The 17,608-nt window shown below is 66.5% G+C and carries 16 protein-coding genes; 5 read left to right on the top strand and 11 right to left on the bottom strand.

Features of this window, described 5'->3' with window-relative positions; genetic code table 11:
* Positions 1-17: 17 nt before the first annotated feature.
* Positions 18-491 (bottom strand): rRNA maturation RNase YbeY, encoded by a 474-nt coding sequence (ybeY, locus tag IWX65_RS03270; protein WP_196881006.1) that lies wholly within the window; start codon positions 489-491, stop codon positions 18-20.
* On the bottom strand, positions 488-1,543 hold the full coding sequence (locus tag IWX65_RS03265; RefSeq protein WP_196881005.1) for a PhoH family protein: 1,056 nt from the start codon (positions 1,541-1,543) through the stop codon (positions 488-490). Before IWX65_RS03265 ends, ybeY begins: the two co-directional genes overlap by 4 nt.
* Before the next feature lie 324 nt (positions 1,544-1,867).
* On the opposite strand from IWX65_RS03265, the gene IWX65_RS03260 reads away from it, so the two are divergent.
* Positions 1,868-2,902, top strand: a complete 1,035-nt coding sequence (locus IWX65_RS03260; protein ID WP_196881004.1) for a GerMN domain-containing protein — start codon at positions 1,868-1,870, stop codon at positions 2,900-2,902.
* A 105-nt stretch (positions 2,903-3,007) separates the two neighbouring features.
* Here the strand turns inward: IWX65_RS03260 and IWX65_RS03255 are convergent, their stop codons facing one another.
* The 3 genes from IWX65_RS03255 to hrcA all read right to left on the bottom strand — a co-directional run bounded on the left by IWX65_RS03255 (position 3,008) and on the right by hrcA (position 6,071).
* Entirely contained in the window at positions 3,008-3,769 is a 762-nt protein-coding gene (locus IWX65_RS03255) for a 16S rRNA (uracil(1498)-N(3))-methyltransferase (protein WP_196881003.1), read from the bottom strand.
* Positions 3,770-3,771: 2 nt separating this feature from the next.
* Complete coding sequence (gene dnaJ, locus IWX65_RS03250) at positions 3,772-4,902, bottom strand: molecular chaperone DnaJ (RefSeq protein WP_196881002.1); 1,131 nt, start codon at positions 4,900-4,902, stop codon at positions 3,772-3,774.
* A 155-nt stretch (positions 4,903-5,057) separates the two neighbouring features.
* Positions 5,058-6,071, bottom strand: coding sequence for a heat-inducible transcriptional repressor HrcA (hrcA, locus tag IWX65_RS03245; RefSeq protein ID WP_196881001.1), 1,014 nt, complete (start codon positions 6,069-6,071; stop codon positions 5,058-5,060).
* A 189-nt stretch (positions 6,072-6,260) separates the two neighbouring features.
* On the opposite strand from hrcA, the gene IWX65_RS03240 reads away from it, so the two are divergent.
* Positions 6,261-7,115: a DUF3097 domain-containing protein gene (locus tag IWX65_RS03240; protein WP_196881000.1), complete on the top strand. Its 855-nt coding sequence runs from the start codon at positions 6,261-6,263 to the stop codon at positions 7,113-7,115.
* Between the two features lie 79 nt (positions 7,116-7,194).
* Positions 7,195-7,614: a DUF4870 domain-containing protein gene (locus tag IWX65_RS03235; RefSeq protein WP_196880999.1), complete on the top strand. Its 420-nt coding sequence runs from the start codon at positions 7,195-7,197 to the stop codon at positions 7,612-7,614.
* A gap of 63 nt (positions 7,615-7,677) precedes the next feature.
* Here the strand turns inward: IWX65_RS03235 and hemW are convergent, their stop codons facing one another.
* Positions 7,678-8,907, bottom strand: coding sequence for a radical SAM family heme chaperone HemW (gene hemW, locus IWX65_RS03230; RefSeq protein ID WP_196880998.1), 1,230 nt, complete (start codon positions 8,905-8,907; stop codon positions 7,678-7,680).
* Between the two features lie 24 nt (positions 8,908-8,931).
* Positions 8,932-10,785 (bottom strand): translation elongation factor 4, encoded by a 1,854-nt coding sequence (gene lepA, locus IWX65_RS03225; protein ID WP_196880997.1) that lies wholly within the window; start codon positions 10,783-10,785, stop codon positions 8,932-8,934.
* Between the two features lie 145 nt (positions 10,786-10,930).
* Here lepA and IWX65_RS03220 point away from each other — a divergent pair, with 145 nt between their 5' ends.
* Together IWX65_RS03220 and rpsT are read left to right on the top strand one after the other, a co-directional pair.
* The gene (locus IWX65_RS03220; protein ID WP_196880996.1) at positions 10,931-11,389 is read left to right on the top strand and encodes a type II toxin-antitoxin system PemK/MazF family toxin; all 459 of its coding nucleotides are present in this window, start codon (positions 10,931-10,933) and stop codon (positions 11,387-11,389) included.
* A 217-nt stretch (positions 11,390-11,606) separates the two neighbouring features.
* Positions 11,607-11,867, top strand: coding sequence for a 30S ribosomal protein S20 (rpsT, locus tag IWX65_RS03215; protein WP_196822208.1), 261 nt, complete (start codon positions 11,607-11,609; stop codon positions 11,865-11,867).
* 129 nt (positions 11,868-11,996) lie between these two features.
* Here the strand turns inward: rpsT and holA are convergent, their stop codons facing one another.
* The 4 genes from holA to IWX65_RS03195 all read right to left on the bottom strand — a co-directional run bounded on the left by holA (position 11,997) and on the right by IWX65_RS03195 (position 17,606).
* Positions 11,997-13,007 carry a DNA polymerase III subunit delta gene (gene holA, locus IWX65_RS03210; RefSeq protein WP_196880995.1) on the bottom strand — a complete coding sequence of 337 codons (1,011 nt, stop codon included), beginning with the start codon at positions 13,005-13,007 and terminating at the stop codon, positions 11,997-11,999.
* Between the two features lie 71 nt (positions 13,008-13,078).
* Positions 13,079-15,568: a ComEC/Rec2 family competence protein gene (locus tag IWX65_RS03205; RefSeq protein WP_196880994.1), complete on the bottom strand. Its 2,490-nt coding sequence runs from the start codon at positions 15,566-15,568 to the stop codon at positions 13,079-13,081.
* A gap of 233 nt (positions 15,569-15,801) precedes the next feature.
* Positions 15,802-16,647 (bottom strand): helix-hairpin-helix domain-containing protein, encoded by an 846-nt coding sequence (locus IWX65_RS03200; RefSeq protein WP_196880993.1) that lies wholly within the window; start codon positions 16,645-16,647, stop codon positions 15,802-15,804.
* Positions 16,648-16,724: 77 nt separating this feature from the next.
* Positions 16,725-17,606 carry a DegV family protein gene (locus tag IWX65_RS03195; RefSeq protein WP_196880992.1) on the bottom strand — a complete coding sequence of 294 codons (882 nt, stop codon included), beginning with the start codon at positions 17,604-17,606 and terminating at the stop codon, positions 16,725-16,727.
* Positions 17,607-17,608: the final 2 nt, after the last annotated feature.

The raw sequence follows: 17,608 nt of genomic DNA, 5'->3' as shown, positions 1-17,608 counted from the left end.
CGCGAGGAGCCAGATGATCAAGCGGTTGTCTCCTGGGGTGCCTGTCCGCCGAGGAACTCGGTGAGCAGTTGGCGCTGCAACCCGAACATCTCTTTTTCTTCCTCTGGCTCGGCATGGTCGAATCCGAGGAGGTGGAGGATTCCGTGAGTGGTCAGGAGCATCAGTTCCTCCCCGGTGCTGTGGCCGGCGGCTTCGGCCTGGCTCGTGGCCACCTCGGGGCACAGCACGACGTCGCCCAGCATGCCTGCAGGCGTCAGGCGGCCGGCGGTGCCTGGCCTCAGTTCATCCATGGGGAAGGAGAGGACATCTGTGGGCCCCGGCTCGTCCATCCACTCCACGTGGAGCTTCTCCATGGCCGCGACGTCGACGAGGATGATGGAGAGCTCCGCTTCGGGGTGGACGAACATCGCCTCGAAGATGAAGTTGGCGAGGCGCACCAGCGTCGTCTCGTCCGCCTCGAAGCCGGACTCGTTGTTGACCTCGACACTCACGCGGAACCCGGCTTCGACCCGTTGCGGGAATATCCCGCGGCCTGGGCTTCATCCCACCTGCTGTAGGCGCTCACGATGTCCCCGACGAGCCGGTGACGGACGACGTCCGAAGCGTCGAGCTCTGCGAAGTGGACATCGGCAACTCCCTGAAGGATCTCGCTGACCACGCGTAGCCCCGAGCTCGTTCCTCCGGGAAGGTCGACCTGGGTGACGTCGCCGGTGACCACCATCTTCGCGCCGAAACCCAGGCGCGTCAGGAACATCTTCATCTGCTCCGGTGTGGTGTTCTGCGCCTCGTCGAGAATGATGAACGCGTCATTGAGGGTTCGTCCGCGCATATAGGCGAGGGGTGCGACTTCGATGGTGCCTGCAGCCATCAGGCGGGGGATGGAGTCGGGATCCATCATGTCGTGCAGTGCGTCATACAGCGGGCGCAGGTAGGGATCGATCTTGTCGCTGAGCGTTCCCGGCAGGAATCCGAGCCGCTCCCCCGCCTCGACGGCCGGGCGGGTCAGGATGATGCGGTTCACTTCCTTCTGCTGCAGGGCCTGGACGGCCTTGGCCATGGCGAGATAGGTCTTGCCGGTTCCGGCGGGCCCGATGCCGAAGACGATCGTGTTGCTGTCGATGGCATCGACATAGGTGCTTTGATTGAGGGTCTTCGGACGGATGGTGCGCCCACGTGACGTCAGGATGTTCACCGAAAGGGCGGTCGAGGGGCGGCCGGCGCTCTGCGTCTTCAGCATGGAGATCAGCTGATCGAGCACCTGCGGGCTCATGGGAGCGTTCTTGTCCGCCATGCTCCGGATCTCCTCGACAAGCCGCTCCGTCCTCAGGACGTCCGCGGCTGGACCTGTGATGGTGAGTTCATTCCCCCGCGCCTGGAGTTCCACGCCTGGAAAGGAGGTTTCGATGAGCTGCAGCGCTTCGTCGTTCGTGCCCAGCGCCTGGACCATCTGTTCGCCCGATTCGAATCTCAGAATCCTGGTGTCTAGTCCTGCTGCGTTGATTCCTGTAGTGCTCGGTGTGGTGCCCGGTGAGAATTCGCTCATAGCACGGCCGTTCGGCCTTTGATCGCCCCTTATCTGCTGAAGTTTCCTTGGTTAATGGTACGGCACGGCAACCGGAGGGCCTCTGAACTTCCCTTGAAGCGAAAGACCAAATCCGCCTCTGCCGGCGATCGGAGTCGAGCGATCAAAGATCCCAACTTCGCATCAGCTTCGTATCGATACCGTTTCAGTAGTGGCGGCACTGCACCTTTCCAGTGCTCGCCCGCGGTGGCTGTGCCAAGCTTTTATCCGGATATAGCGACGGTGCTTCGAATGCACCCCGCTGCGCCGCGGTGCACCGGAATTGTTCGGAAGGGAAGGAGGCAGATGGGCAACTCGAATCCACTACGCGAAAGCCGGCTCGGCCTTCGCGGTCTCCTGTTCTCCACCGGAGGGGTGCTCCTGGTCAGCAGCCTCCTCTTACTACCGGGCTGCACCGGGTTCTACAGCGGCGAACCTGAAACCCCGTCGGCACCGTCGAGCTCCGATGTCGTCGCCGCCGACCTCGGGTCGCAGGCCGCGGCGCGGCAGGAGCCGGACACGCAGAGCTCAGCGCCGAGCACCGTCCTTCCGGTGTACTGGCTGGGCCGCGCCGGGGACCCGGAGGACAGCGTCCTGCTGTACCGGGAGTTCACGCCGGCGGCCGGACCGAACAGTTCTGGTGACCCGATTGCCGACGCGGTGCGCCACATGACCGCCGAAAAGCCGCTCGACGAGGATTTCTTCACCCCCTGGTCGCCTGCCTCCCGCGTCAGTTCCTCGATCTCCACCCGGAACGTCATCACCGTCGACATCTCCTCCGATGCATTCGAGGAACAACTGGCGCCCGGCATGGCGGAAAACGCCGTCCAGCAGTTGGTCTTCACGGCGACCGCGGCAGCCGCGAATGCCGGGCTGATCACCGGCGGCGAGGTGAGCTCGGTGTTGGTGCTGGTGGACGGCGAAGCGGGGTACAGGGCGTTCGGGGACGTCGAGCTCAGTGGCGAACTCCAGAGGGACAACTCGCTCGTCGCGCCGGTCTGGATCATCAACCCCCAGGACGGGGAAGTCCGTGACCCTTCGACGGTCGTGGTTTCCGGGAGCGGGCATTCCGATTCGTCGACCTTGTCATGGCGGATCGACAGCGCCCCCGATGCGGAGGTGGCAAACGGTGAACCAGCTGACGGAGACACTACCGACGGCGACCCTGTCAAGGAAGGCGCCACCGACCTGGAGAGCCCCGCGGGCACCACGGGCACGTACAGCTTCACCGTCGCACTGCCGCCGGGACGCTACGAGATCAGCGTCTTCCGCCTTGAGTCGGACGACGCCGGCAAGCAGCACGAGCGGTTCACCGACACCAAGACCATCGAGATCAAGTAGCCGAAATCGCGAGTAGCCGGACCCGGCTGAGTGCGACTGCAGAGCGCGCAGTCGGACCCGGCCAAGTGCAGCTGGAGAGCGGGCCGATGTTGACGGCCCCGGAGCCTACCAGCGTCCGAGCAGCTGATTCAGGAGAACCAGTGCAGCGGGTCCTGCTGAAGAGGACCGCAGCACGTGCGGTCCGAGCCTCGCTGTCAGCGCACCGGCACCGACGAATCCGTCGACCTCGCTCCCGCTGATCCCGCCCTCCGGGCCCACCACGACGGCGGTGGTACCTCCTGCAGCCAAGGCACCGGTACCGGACGTGATGCGGTCCGCCAACGACTCGACGGCATTCTCGGAGAGCACGAACACCCGATCCACGGACGGAATCCAAGCGGTGAGCTGGGTGCTGTTCAGCAACGGGTCCACCGAGGGAACGAACGAGCGCCGCGACTGTTTCGCAGCTCCCCGAACCACTGCCTCCCACTTCCGGCGACCCTTGTCGGCCTTCTCGCCGCGCCATCTCACGATGCTCCGTTCGGACTGCCAGGGTATGACGCCGTCGACCCCCAGTTCCGTCGCGGCCTCGATGGCCTGTTCGTCGCGGTCGCCCTTGGCCAGGGCCTGGACGAGCACCAGGCGGTTTCGGGGCGGGTCTTCCTGTGCCGCGGAGTTCACGGTCACCGCCAGGAGCGTCGGTGCCGCGTCAAGCACCGTACCGCTGAGCCGGAATCCTGCCCCGTCCGAGATATCGACTGCCTCACCCGATTCCATGCGGCGGACCGTCGCGGCATGCCGCGCCTCCTCGCCCCGCAGCTCGAAGACGCTGCCGGCAGTGGCTGAGCGGACGTCGGCAGGATCGCCGAAGAACAGCGGGTTCGTCACGGTCAGAGGTTGCCCAGGCGCTCGCGCAGGCGTGCGAAGACCCCGGAGCCGCTGGAAGCGAGCTGGCCGTCGGTATATTCCTCGCCGCGCAGGCCTGCAAGCTTGCGCAGCAGCTCCTCCTGCTCAGCATCGAGGTTCCTCGGCGTTTCGACATTGAGGTGAACCCGCAGATCGCCGCGGCCGCTGCCCCGCAGGTGGGTGACTCCGAGGCCGCGGAGCGTCAAAATTTCGCCGGACTGTGTCCCGGCCTTGATGGCAAGCTCCTGGTCGCCGTCAAACGTGTCGAGCCGGACCGACGTCCCGAGGGAAGCCGCGGTCATGGGGACGCTCAGTGTGACATGGAGGTCGTCGCCCTCGCGCAGGAACGTCGAGTCGGTGTTGACCCGGATCTCCACGTACAGGTCACCCTGCGGTCCGCCGGCGGTTCCCGCCTCACCCTGGCCCGACAGCTGGATGCGCGTCCCGGTGGCGACGCCCGCGGGCACCTTGATGGTCAGGGTGCGGCGCGCGCGGATGCGTCCATCGCCGCTGCACTCATGGCAAGGGTTGGGAATGACCGTCCCGAACCCCTGGCAGGAGCCGCAGGGCGCGGTCGTCATCACTTGCCCGAGAATGGACCGGACTGCACGCTGGACCTGACCGGAACCTCCGCAGATGTCGCAGGTGCGTGGCGACGTGCCGGGCTGGCAGCAGCTTCCGTCACAGGTGGGGCACACGGCCGCGGTGTCGACGTCGATCTTCTTGTTGGTGCCGAAGACGGCGTCCTTCAGATCGATACGGACGTTGATCAGGGCATCCTGGCCACGGCGCATGCGTGAGGGCGGCCCGCCCTGGCCGCTTTGGCCGCCGAAGAACGTCTCGAAAATGTCCTGGAAGGCGAATCCGGAACCGGAGTAGCCGCCACCGAACCCGGTGTCGGTTCCGTTCTCATTGCCGGTGGTGTCATAGACCCTGCGCTTCTGCGGGTCGGCCAGCACCTCGTAGGCGTGCGTGACGCGCTTGAACTCCTCGGCGGCGTCCGGCCCTGAATTCACGTCGGGGTGGAGCTTCCGGGCCAGCTTTCGGTAGGCCTTCTTGATTTCCTCTCCGCTGGCACCCTGCGCCACACCGAGAACTTCATAGTGATTACTCACTCCTGCACATCACTTCCTGTTGACGAACTGTTCATCCTGCAACCCGCGGCGTGTCCCGCAGAATTTCGGTCTCTGTTCTGACTGTTTCCTCTATCAACCGGCGACGGGCCGCGTTCCTTCCCGACACCGGTCGCGCGGCACGAAGTTCCTCTGCGCTATTCCTCGAGGATCCGCGAGAGATATCGTGCCACTGCGCGCACAGCCGCCATGGTGGTGGGGTAATCCATCCGCGTCGGGCCGAGGATCCCCAGCTTCGCCCCGGAATCGGGCCCGTACCCCGTCGCGATGACGGAGGCTTCCGAAAGACCGCCGTAGGGGTTCTCGCTGCCGATCCGCACCGAGACTCCCCGGTAGTCCTGCTCCATCTCCGACAGGAGGCGCAGCATGACCACCTGTTCCTCGAGCGCTTCGAGTACGGGGCCGATACTGAGGGGGAAATCGACGGTCGACCGCGCCAGATTCGCTGTTCCGGCCAGCACGATGCGGTCCTCCCGCCCGAGTCCGGCCAGGTGCTCGAGTGATTTCAGCAGTGCACCGCCGGCATGGCGCAGGTGCTGCGGCAAGACCTGCGCCGCGTGCGCGAGCTCGGCGGGCAGGGCCGTCAGCCGGACCCCGGACACCGCGCCGAGGATGCGCTGTTTAAGGTCCGCGAGTTCCGCTTCCTGAAGTGTTCCGGGAACGGGTACCACCCGCTGCTGGACCGTTCCATTGGTGGCGATCAGCACCACCAGGACCTGCTGCGGTGCGAGCAGCACGATCTCGATGTGCCTTACCGCCGCACCGCCGAGCCGGGGAAACTGCACCACCGCCACCTGGTTGGTCAGTTGGGCGAGGATGCGGACAGTGCGGTCGACGACGTCGTCGAGATCCTCCGCACCCTCGAGCAGTGCCTGGATGGCGCGTTTCTCGGGAGCCGAGAGCGGCTTCACCTCCGAGATGCGATCGACGAAGAGCCGATAGCCCTTGTCCGTGGGGATCCTGCCCGAGCTCGTGTGGGGCGCAGTAATCAGCCCCTCCTCCTCGAGGACGGCCATGTCGTTCCGAATGGTGGCGGAGGAGACGCCGAGGCCATGGCGGTCGACGAGGGCCTTGGAGCCTACCGGCTCCCGCGAATGGACATAATCCTCAACGATGGCCCGCAGCACTTCCAGACGCCGTGGCTCACTCATCCTTCATCACCTCCAGGACACTTATCCGGCATTTCCGCCGGCACCGGAAACGATTGGCACTCAACACACCCAAGTGCCAAGTCTAGTACGTCTGCGCGGATTGTTAGCATTGGAAAATCCGGCCCGGCCCCGGAACAGGGTAAATAGCGCCGGACGAATACCACCGGAAAATGGAAGCGAGATACAGCAGTGGCCGACTACGCCTGGGGGGCACAGGACATTTCCGTGCCCGCGCGCACCGAGTTGCCGGAGGTGGCGGCTGCTGCGGGCCTGGTGCTCGAGGACGTGCAGACCGGATTCGTCGGCGCGGTGGTGCGCGTGGAGAAGTCCGGGGGGCTCCACGTGATGGTCCTCGAGGACCGGAAGCTGCGGCACAGGACCTTCCGGCTGGGGCACGGATTCCTCCTCGACGGTAACCCGGTCCGTGTTACTGCACCTACGAAGGCAGCGCCTGCCGGACCTCAGCGCACGGCCTCGGGGTCGGTGCGGGTCGAGGGCGGCCGCGCAAGGACGGCCAAGGCGAGCCGCATCTGGGTGGAGGGCAAGCACGACGCCGAACTGGTGGAGAAGGTCTGGGGAGACGACCTCCGGCACGAGGGGATCGTCGTGGAACCCCTCCATGGCATCGACGACCTCGAGGGAGCGGTCCGTGCTTTCTCACCGGGCCCCGGCCGACGCCTCGGAATCCTGGTGGACCACCTCCTCCCGGGCACCAAGGAGTCCCGGCTCGCGGAGCAGGCGATGGCTCAGCGCGGCGCCGCCGGCTCCGTGCTCATCGTGGGACACCCCTATGTGGATGTGTGGCAGGCAGTGAAGCCCGGCGCCCTGGGCCTCGCCGCCTGGCCCGTGGTGCCACGCCACCAGGACTGGAAGACCGGTATCCTCGCCGGACTGGGCTGGCCGCACTCAGACTCCGCTGACGTTGCCAGAGGGTGGAAGAGAATCCTCGGGAGTGTCACCACCTATGCCGACGTCGAGGCGTCACTCCTGGGGCGGGTGGAGGAGGTCATCGACTTCCTGACGGCGCCCCAGGCCGGAATTTGACAGACTCCCGCCTGGATCCAAAGTATCCTTGGGGAAACGGTTCGAATGGGAAGTCCCGCCGCGCAGCAAAGGAAGAACGTTGTCCAACACCGCCGACAGGCATCAGCACACCGGCCCTGACGAGGGCCGGTCCGCGTTCGAGGGCTCTCCGGCAAACGCGCTTCCACTCACGGCTTCCGAGGACCGGCAGTTCGCCACCCTCGCCCATTTCGGCGGCATCCTCGGCTTCGTGCCGTCGCTGCTGATCTACCTGATCTTCAAGGACCGTGGCCCGTTTACGGCGCAGGAGTCCAAAGAGGCGTTGAACTTCACTCTTCCGCCCACGATACTCGCCCTTGCTACGTGGCTCCTGTCCCTCCTGCCTGCTGTAGGTGGAGTCTTCGCGGTTGTCAACGCCCTGATCTGGGTGGCCATCGCCATGTGCTCGGTCACGGCCGGAATCCAGGTCAACCGGGGCAGGCCGTATCGCTACGCCCTCAACCTGCGCCTTCTTTCCTAGGTTCGCGAAACGCCGGGCCGTCGGCGAAATGCGGAGCGCGGGTCGGCCTCAGAAGGCCCGTCTTCAGTCCGGCAGCAGCCGGCGTACGACGGCGTCGGCAAGGAGTCGTCCGCCGTCCGTCAGTCGGACCAGACCCCGAAACGCGTCGACGGGTTCGACCAGGCGGTCGGCAATGAGCCCGGCCACTGCCCGCCTGCCCTCGGGTTCCAGCGTGGCGGTGGGCAGTCCTTCCCGCAACCTGACTCGTAGCATCACATCCTCGACGTACCGGTCGCGGGCCGAGAGCACTTCCCGTCCGGCAGCCGGCGAACTTCCGGCGTCAAGTGCCGCAGCGTAGGCGCGGGGGTGCTTGGCGTTCCACCAGCGCACGCCGCCCACATGGGAATGGGCACCGGGGCCTATCCCCCACCAGTCGTCGCCCTTCCAGTACGCGAGGTTATGGCGGCACTGGTCATCGACACTCAGCGCCCAGTTGCTCACCTCGTACCAGTGCAGGCCGCCTGCGCCGAGCTTCTCGTCTGCCACGGCGTACTTGTCCGCGTGGTCGTCGTCGTCGATGGCCGGGACCTCTCCCCGGCGGATCCGGCCGGCGAGTTTGGTGCCCTCCTCGATGATGAGTGCGTACGCCGACACGTGGTCGGGGCCGTACGACAGCGCGGTCTCAAGGGACGTCCGCCAGTCGGTCATGGACTCACCCGGCGTTCCGTAAATCAGGTCGATACTGACTTTCAGGCCGGCACGCCTGGCCCACTCCACAGCCTGCGGGACCCGCTCGGGAGAGTGGGTCCGGTCGAGGACCTGCAGGACGTGGGGCACAGCCGACTGCATGCCGAAGGACACCCGGGTGAAGCCGGCTGCTGCGAGTACCTGCAGCGATTCCTCGGTCACTGAGTCCGGGTTCGCCTCGGTGGTGACCTCCGCCCCGGGAACAAGCCCCCAGAGCTCGACGGCAGAAGCGAGGATGCCCGCAAGGTCCCGGGCGGGAAGAAGCGTCGGCGTACCTCCGCCGAAGAAGACTGTCGACATCGGCCTGCGGGGCACGCCGGACGCCGAAAGGGCCCCTGCCGCGAACGTCAGCTCCTGCCGGGCGGTACCTGCGTACTCGTCCTGGGAGGCTCCCCCACCCAGTTCCGTTGCCGTGTAGGTGTTGAAGTCGCAGTAGCCGCAGCGCACGGCACAGAAGGGGATGTGGACGTACAGTCCGAAGTTCCGGGCATTGGCGCCGTTGGCGGTGTGCTCCGGCAGCACACCGTCGGCCGGAGCAGGGAGCCCGAGCGGGAGGGCGCTAGGCACGGACGGGACGGGCGGGTTGGAGCGTCACTTCTTGGCTTTGTCCTTCGACTCATCCGAGGAAAGCGCTGCGATGAAGGCTTCCTGCGGCACTTCGACGCGGCCCACCATCTTCATGCGCTTCTTTCCCTCTTTCTGCTTCTCCAGCAGCTTGCGCTTACGGGTGATGTCACCGCCGTAACACTTGGCCAGCACGTCCTTGCGGATGGCGCGGATGCTCTCGCGGGCGATGATGCGCGCTCCGATCGCGGCCTGGATCGGCACCTCGAACTGCTGCCGCGGGATGAGCTCGCGCAGCTTGCCGGTCATCATCACGCCGTACGCGTAGGCCTTGTCGCGGTGGGTGATAGCGCTGAAGGCATCGACCTGCTCACCCTGGAGCAGGATGTCCACCTTCACGAGGTCGGCGACCTGCTCGCCGTCCGCCTTCCAGTCGAGCGAGCCATATCCGCGGGTCTTCGACTTCAGCAGATCGAAGAAGTCGAAGACGATCTCGGCCAGGGGCAGCCGGTAGCGGATCTCGACCCTGTCCTCGGACAGGTAGTCCATACCGCCCAGTACACCGCGACGCTGCTGGCAGAGCTCCATGATGGCCCCGACGAACTCCGAGGGCGCGAGGATCGTCGCCGACACCATCGGCTCGCGGACCTCGGCGATCTTGCCGGTGGGGTACTCGCTGGGGTTCGTCACCTTCAGGACGCTCTTGTCCTCGAGCGTCACCTCGTATTCGACGTTCGGGGCAGTCGAGATCAGGTCGAGGTTGTACTCACGCTCAAGGCGCTCACGCGTGATTTCCAGGTGCAGCAGCCCAAGGAATCCGACGCGGAAGCCGAAGCCGAGGGCCGCCGAGGTCTCGGGCTCATACAGGAGGGCGGCGTCGTTCAGAGTGAACTTGGCCAGCGCGTCGCGGAGCACCGGGTAATCGGTTCCGTCCAGCGGGTACAGCCCGGAGAACACCATGGGTTTCGGGTCCTGGTATCCGCCCAGCGACTTGGCGGCAGGCTTGGCGAGGTTGGTGACGGTGTCCCCTACCTTCGACTGGCGTACGTCCTTCACACCGGTAATCAGGTAGCCGACCTCACCTACGCCCAGGCCCTTCGACGGTTTGGGTTCGGGTGAGCTGACGCCGATCTCGAGCAGTTCGTGGCTAGCCCTCGTGGACATCATCTGGATCCGCTCCCGCGGGCTCAGTTTGCCGTCCACCACCCGGACATAGGTGACCACGCCCCGATAGGTGTCATACACGGAGTCGAAGATCATGGCGCGTGCAGGAGCATTGGGGTCACCGGTCGGGGCAGGCAGGTCACGCACGATCTTGTCCATCAGGGCCTCGACGCCGACACCGGTCTTGCCGGAAACCATCATCACGTCCTCGGGCGCGCCACCGATGAGGCTCGCCAGTTCGGCTGCGTACTTCTCCGGCTGCGCGGCGGGCAGATCGATCTTGTTGAGGACAGGAATGATCGTGAGGTCGTTCTCCATCGCGAGGTACAGGTTCGCGAGCGTCTGGGCTTCGATGCCCTGCGCTGCATCCACCAGGAGGATTGCGCCTTCGCAGGCGGCAAGCGATCGTGAAACCTCATAGGTGAAGTCGACGTGTCCGGGCGTATCGATCATGTTGAGGGCGTAGGCAGTACCGTCGACCTCCCAGGGAAGGCGGACGGCCTGCGACTTGATGGTGATGCCGCGCTCACGTTCGATGTCCATCCGGTCCAGGTACTGGGCCTTCATGTCGCGCTGCTCCACCGCACCGGTCAGCTGGAGCATCCGGTCCGCGAGGGTCGACTTTCCATGATCGATATGGGCGATGATGCAGAAATTCCTGATGATCGCCGGATCAGTGGAGGCTGGCACCGGTGCGGTGCGGGCCATGGGTGACACGTGGGTTCCTCACTACTACGGGACGGATGGGCAGCAGGACGATAACCTGTTCCCTGGCTGCTCGGTTAACAGTGTCCCATGGACGGTGAATGCCGGTTGAATCCTGTGGCGCGCAGGCCCGGGTGAAGGCGCGTACCGTGGGGCCATGCGCCTCGACGTTCGCACCCTGTTCCGCCTGACGACCTCCGCTGGAAAGCTGCTCCGGCGCTCGGCGCCGAAATCACGGGCGACGCCGATTCCCCGCATTTCGTATGCACCCAACCTCGACGGCAAACCTGACCCGGGCGAGATCGTCTGGACCTGGGTTTCCTATGAAGAGGACGCCTCCCAGGGCAAGGACCGTCCGGTCCTCCTGATCGGCCGGAACGGCGGCAGCCTGCTGGGCCTGATGCTCACGACGCGTGACCGCAACAACACCTCCGCCTCCGATGATCGTTACGTCGATATCGGCACGGGTCCGTGGGATCCGCAGGGGCGTCCCAGCGAGGTGAAACTCGACCGCATCATTCCCGTCGATCCGGCAGGTGTGCGGCGGATCGGTGCGCTGCTCCCGCGGGCGCGATTCGACCGGGTGGTGGCGGCACTGCGGGCAACGCACGGGTGACTGCTGTGCGCTTTCCTCTTGGAGAGCCGCGCGGCCACCGGCCCTGCGCGACGGGTGACCGCAAGCCGGCCTGAATTCTGCTAATCTGTATAGCTGTGTGTCCGAGCAGGTCGACGGGCACTTTGGACCAATCGCCACGGTATCCCCACGCCGCTCAGTCGATGGTTGGCCGAAATACCCTCACGACCAGTCCGCAATACAAAGAAAGTTCTCATACGTGGCAAATATCAAGTCCCAGAAGAAGCGCATCCTCACCAACGAAAAGGCGAGGCAGCGCAACAACTCGGTCAAGTCCGAGCTCAAGACCGCAATCCGGGCAGTAACCACTGCTGTTGATTCGTCGGACAAGGACGCTGCAACCGCAGCCCTGCAGAATGCCGGCCGCAAGCTGGACAAGGCAGTCAGCAAGGGTGTTCTTCACAGGAACAACGCAGCTAACCGCAAGTCCGCAATCTCCAAGAGGGTCAACGCCCTCTAAGCGACTTCCCGCTTTATGTTTGCGTGGCCGGCCCTCTGGGCCGGCCACAGTCGTTTAACCGGCCAGCCGGCAGCCACTTCCGGCCGTCCGCGCTGACCGGGCCGGTAGGGTGTCTCCGGATGCGCGAGGCTACCCCTCGCCGACGGCGATGACCGTAACCGCCCGCTCCACCGCATAGACAGGATCACGGGAGCCTCCCTTGACCTGTGCGTCGGCTTCTGCAAGCACCTGGATGCACCGCGCAAGGGACGATGAGGAGAACCGCTGTGCTTCACGGCGCGCCTGGTCAACCTGCCAGGGGGCCATGCCGAGGTCGCGGGCAAGCTGCGCAGAAGAGCCGCGGGCTCCGTGCACACGGGCCACTGCCCTCACCTTCATGGCAAGGGCCGCGACGAGCGGAACCGGATCGGCGCCGGTCGCCAGCGCGTGCCGCAGCATGGACAACGCCTGAGCCGTCCTGCCTGCGAGCGCCGCATCGGCGACCTTGAATCCGGTGGCCTCGACCCGCCCGCCATGGTATTTCTCGACTGTTACGGCGGAGACATCGCCCACCGAGTCGGAGATCAACTGCTGGCATGCTGCGGCGAGCTCCGCCAGGTGGGTTCCGACGGCGGCCACCAGTGCCCGTACGGCGTCGCCGTCGATTCTGCGGTGTGCCAGCCGGAATTCAGCGGTCACGAAGTCGACCTTCTCCGAATCCTTCTTGAGCGGTTGGCAATCCACCTGCACCACGCCCCCGGCCCGGAGGGCATCGAGAAGCTTTTTGCCCCTGTTCCCTCCGCTGTGCCGCAACACCAGCACGACATCCGGGGCAGGGTCGCGGAGATACGCCAGGGCATCCTCGAGGAAGCTGTCATTCATCTGGGCGAGTCCCCCGGCTTCGATGACTTTCCAGTCACCGAAGAGGGATGGACTGGCGTGGATGGTCAGGCTCCCCGGTTCATAGGTGGCGGCATCCAGGGTTACCAGTTCCGCCGAAGGCTGGGCGCGGCGCACCTGGTGCCGGATGGACTCGGAGGCCTTCGCTGCAAGGTAGTCCTCAGGCCCGATGAGCAGGACCACCGGTGCCGGCTGGACCTCCCGCCAGGATGCCGGTGCGCTGTTCGCCGTGTTGCGGTTGGTGTTCCCTTTGGTGGCCACGAGTCCTTCATTCCGGCTGGTTGATGCGACACTTCACTGTGCCATGTGGGGGATCCTCCGCCAAGTATGGGTCACTGCGCGCTGCGGATATCGAGGACCGAACCGTTCAGGGTCAGGGTGAACGAGCCGAGCTGGTCTGTCCGTGCAGTGACGATGCCCTCCGCGTCCAGGGTAGTGACGATGGCGGGATGTGGGTGGCCGTAGTCGTTACCCTCTCCGACGGAGATCAGTGCTACCTTCGGCCGGAGTTCCTCGATGATGGCGGAACCTCCGTTTCGAGCACCATGATGAGCCACTTTCAGGACGTCGATGCCCTGTCGGGTGAGTGCGGGATTCGCGGCGAGCATCCGCGCGGCAGCAGCCTCCTCAATGTCGCCGGTGAAAAGGATGCTTAGCGCTCGCCCTGCTGTGCCCATCTCGACCTGCACCACGGCGCTGGCGTCGTTCTCCTCGCCCGGCAATGCGCCCGGTTGCGGCCAGAGCACGGCGAACTCGACCTCGCCTGCGCGGAAGGAGTGCCCCGTACCGATCCGGACGGGCTCAGTTCCGGCCTCCCTGGCGACATCCACCACCTCACGCGGCAATTCGGGCTCCGCCGAGGAATAGAAGACGGCGTCGAGCCGGCGGCCCTCGGCAACGCCCGCAATTCCTCCGTAGTGGTCGAGATGGAGGTGTGTGAGGACCAGGACCTCCACTACGTCGATGGAGAGGTCGGACAGGCAACGGTCAACCGCCGCGGCATCCGGACCTGCGTCGATCACCACCGCCCGTCCGGTCCCTGTCCGCAGGACGAACGAATCACCCTGTCCTACGTCACATGCGGCCAGCAACCATCCGCCCGCCTCGTCATACTCGTCCAGCGGCAGGACCACCACGAGCAGGACGCCGATTCCGCAGCCGGCACAGATCAGAACCAGCCAGGGAGGCGGCCGGATGAACTGCCGCACCCTCCTTCCGTTGCGGCTGAGCGCCGGCGCGAAGACGAAACCGAGGACGACGGCGAGGCACAGACCACCGGTCAGGGCGGCACCCGCCGGTCCGCCCAACCAGGGCACCGAGGCGTAGGGAGCATTCTCGAGGGTTCGAGCCACCGCTGCCACCCAGGACGTACCGACCTGACCGGACACAAGGAAAGGGACCACCGCGGGAGGGAAAAGGGTTAGGGCGCCGATCGACAGCATCCCCGCAATGGTGATGAACGGTACCAGCGGAGCCGCGGCGACGTTCGCGGGCACCGAATAGAGCGGCAGCGATGGCTGCAGCATTACCAGCACGGGTGTGCAGAAGAGCTGTGCCGTGACCGGCACGGCAAGCAGCTGTGCCGCGAAGGTGGGCATGATGCTGCCGAGCCGTGCTGCCAGATAGGGGCCGGCCACCACCAGCCCTCCCGTGGCACACACCGACAGGATGAACGCGTAGGACGAATGGAGCCACGGATCCGCGGCGAGCAGGGCGATGATGGATAGGAACAGCAGTGACAGCGATAGGCGTCCGCGGCCGGTCAGGACGGCAAGAACGCCGATCGATCCCATGACAGCCGCGCGGAGAACGCTCGGTTCCGGCCGGACAAGGAGGACGAAACACACCAGAGCGGCGAGTGCCGCTCCAGCGGCCCAGAGCCGTGGCAGCCTGGCACATCGGGCTCCCAGGAAGACGAAGGCCAGCACGTAGGAACAGTTGGCTCCGCTGACTGCCGTCAGGTGGGTGAGGCCGGTGGTCCTCATCGCCCCGGCGAGGGCCTGGTCAAGGCCTGAGCGGTCGCCGATTGCCATTCCCGGCAGGAGACCGCCGTCATTTGCTCCGCGAGCCAGCGCAGCGTCGGTGAAACCGTCCCGTAGGTTCGCGGTATACGCCTGCCACCCCCGCGCCGGTGCGATACGAGGCCCGGCGGTGGGGATGAACAGGGCTATCTGCTTGCCCGGCCCGAGGGGTGGCGCCAGGGTTCCCAGAACCCGCACGGTGTCACCGGGAGTCATTTCGAGCCACTCCCCACCTGCAAGCACCGTCACGGGAGAGGCTGAGCTGAAAGGCTCGCCCAGGTACTGACCGCCGGTCACGGTGGCGTCGATCATCACACGCTCCTGGCCGCTGAACCTGTCCGGCGTAACAGTAGTGGGTTCTCCGTCGATGCTCAGGATCACTGCGAGGCCGCCACCCTGCACGGCTGCTTCCGCTACCGGTCCTGCCGCGTAGCGGACCAGGCTGCCTGCAGCGGCCAGGCAGATGAGGCACGCGGCCGCGGCGGGTACCACCAACGTCCCGGGAACCGACGCCAGGATCAGGTGAACCGGCCGTTCGCTGTTCGTCCGGGCGCTGCTGAACATTGCGTGGGCGCAGGCGAGGATCAGCGCCACACCCGCGAGGAGCAGCCCGGCGAACAGGGCCATGCCGGGTTCCAGTTCCGTCGATATTGCTGCCGCGGCCCACGCTGCAACGGCCGGCAGCCCGAGCCGAAGGTCGAGGGGGGCTGATGGTTCCAGCCGCACTGACTGCCCTGGGGCCCGCACGGCGTCGGGAACCAACGCATCCAGAGCCGCACGGAATTTGACCCACGCGATCATCCCGGTACCCGCGCGTCGCGGTGCGCCCTGCGCCAGGCGCGGCGTCGACCCCCGCATCCTACCCGGTCCGCCCGACCACCCGCCGGACCACCTGCCGGGCCGCAGTCCGTCGAGCCGAGTCGGCGCTTTCTTCGCGTCCGGCGTGCTTCGCGGAGGGACTGCCGGCCCGGGGCGGAAACCGGCATCCCGGAATCGCCGCCGACGGGCAGCGCTTGCTCTTGCCTCGTCCGAGGTCACGTTGCGGTGACGAGAGGCAGGATCGCCTCGAGCAGGGCCGGCCCGATGCCGGGTACGGCGTCCAGGTCGCCCGGCTGGGCGAAGCTGCCATTCAGCGTGCGCCACTCAAGGATCCGTTGCGCGAGGACGGGCCCTACACGGGGCAGGCTGTCGAGCTCGGCAAGCGTGGCGGTGTTGAGGTCGATGACCGGTGCCTGCGACCCCTCAACAGGGCCGGCAGGTGCCGGCTGGACTGGTCCTGCCGGCCGCAGTGGCTCGCCCTGGACGGGGACATGGAGTTGCGCGCCGTCCTGTGCCACCGCGGCGAGATTGACCCCGGCGAGGTCGGCCTCCCCCAGTGCGCCTCCCGCCTTCTCCAGCACGGTGAAGATCCTCGAACCGGGCGCCACTTCGACGACGCCGGGCTGCGCGACGGCTCCCGTCACGTGCACGTAGAGCGTTTCCGCGCGGGCAGCCGGCGGTATGCCCTCCGGTACCGTCTCCGGGAGGACTTCCGGAGAAGCACCCTCCCCCTGCCCGCTACCCGGGTCGATCCCGACCGGGCCGGGGCCGGAAGAAGGGGGGTCCTCCGCTTCGACCGCGGGGTCCTGGCCGAGTTCAACCGAGGTGGCAGCCGACGACGGCTCGCTGCTGCGCACGAAGAACAGGGCAGTGCCCACTGCCAGCGCAACTCCCAGGAAGACCAGGGCGGCTGCCCTGGTCGCTGCCCAGCGCCGTCGGGCCGGGCCCTGTCCCGGCAGCACGTCGGGCGCCGGAAGCCCCTCGACGGCGTCGGCCTGATAGCCCGAGATTTGCTGGACCCGCCCGCGAGGGTCCGTGGTAGCCCACCGGTGTCTTGGCATGTTCCACGGTAGGCAGGACACCAGCTTCCGGAAGCTTGCTGCGGAGGCTATGTGGACAACGACCTACCTGCATCGACCTACCCGAGAGCCGCCCTTCCGCTGATTGCCACGGCGACGACCCCGAGGCCGACATGCGCAGCGAGCACGGCGGGACAGGGTGCCACCGAGATCCGTGCCGCCGGTGCCGCGGCACCGAGACGCCCGGCGACACCTGCAGCCTGATCCTCGTTGCCGTAGTGGTGGACGGTCAGTTCAACCGCAGGGTCACGGGTTGCGAGGTCCGCGCGCACCAGTTCCTCGACGCGTTCCAGGGCGCGCCTCGGTGTCCGGACTTTCTCGAGCGGCACCAAGCGCCCCTCCTGCACCTTGAGCAGGACCTTGACGGACAGCACCGAGCCGAGCCAGCCCGCCGCGGCGCTGATCCTGCCCCCGCGGCGCAGCCGGTCCAGGTTCGGCACGTAGACGTAGAGGGCCGACCCCCGTCCGGCCATTGCTGCGGCCGCCGCGCTGCGCTCGAGGTTGAGACCTGCGCGGAGGGCGGCGGCAGCCTCCAGGGCGGCGTAACCCTGCGCCATTCCTGTGGTGCCGGTGTCGATGACCTCGACGGGGATGTCCACCGACGCCGCTGCAAGGCGTGCCGCATCAACCGTTCCCGACAGCAGGCCCGACAGGTGCACCGAGATGATGCCGTCGAATCCTGCGGTCTCCAGCGCCCGGTAGACCTGCTCGAACCGGCCCGGGGACGGTCGGGACGTCCGGACGTCCGTACCCTGGGCGAGCGCCACACTGAGCGGCCGGAACAGCGCGGCATCGTCCTGGGCGACAGTCTCCCCGCCGATCGAGACGGGAACCGGCACCACGGTGATTCCCCGGGCGGACCCGGGTCCCTCGAACCAGCCGGGCGGAAAGCCCGCGGCGGAATCCGTCACCACGGCGATGCGAGGCGGAGTCGCAGGCACGG

Source organism: Arthrobacter sp. CAN_A214, from assembly GCF_015751955.1.
Lineage (GTDB): Bacteria > Actinomycetota > Actinomycetes > Actinomycetales > Micrococcaceae > Arthrobacter_D.
The sequence above is the reverse complement of the archived record's forward strand: the minus strand, read 5'-3'. Positions and strand labels throughout refer to the sequence as shown.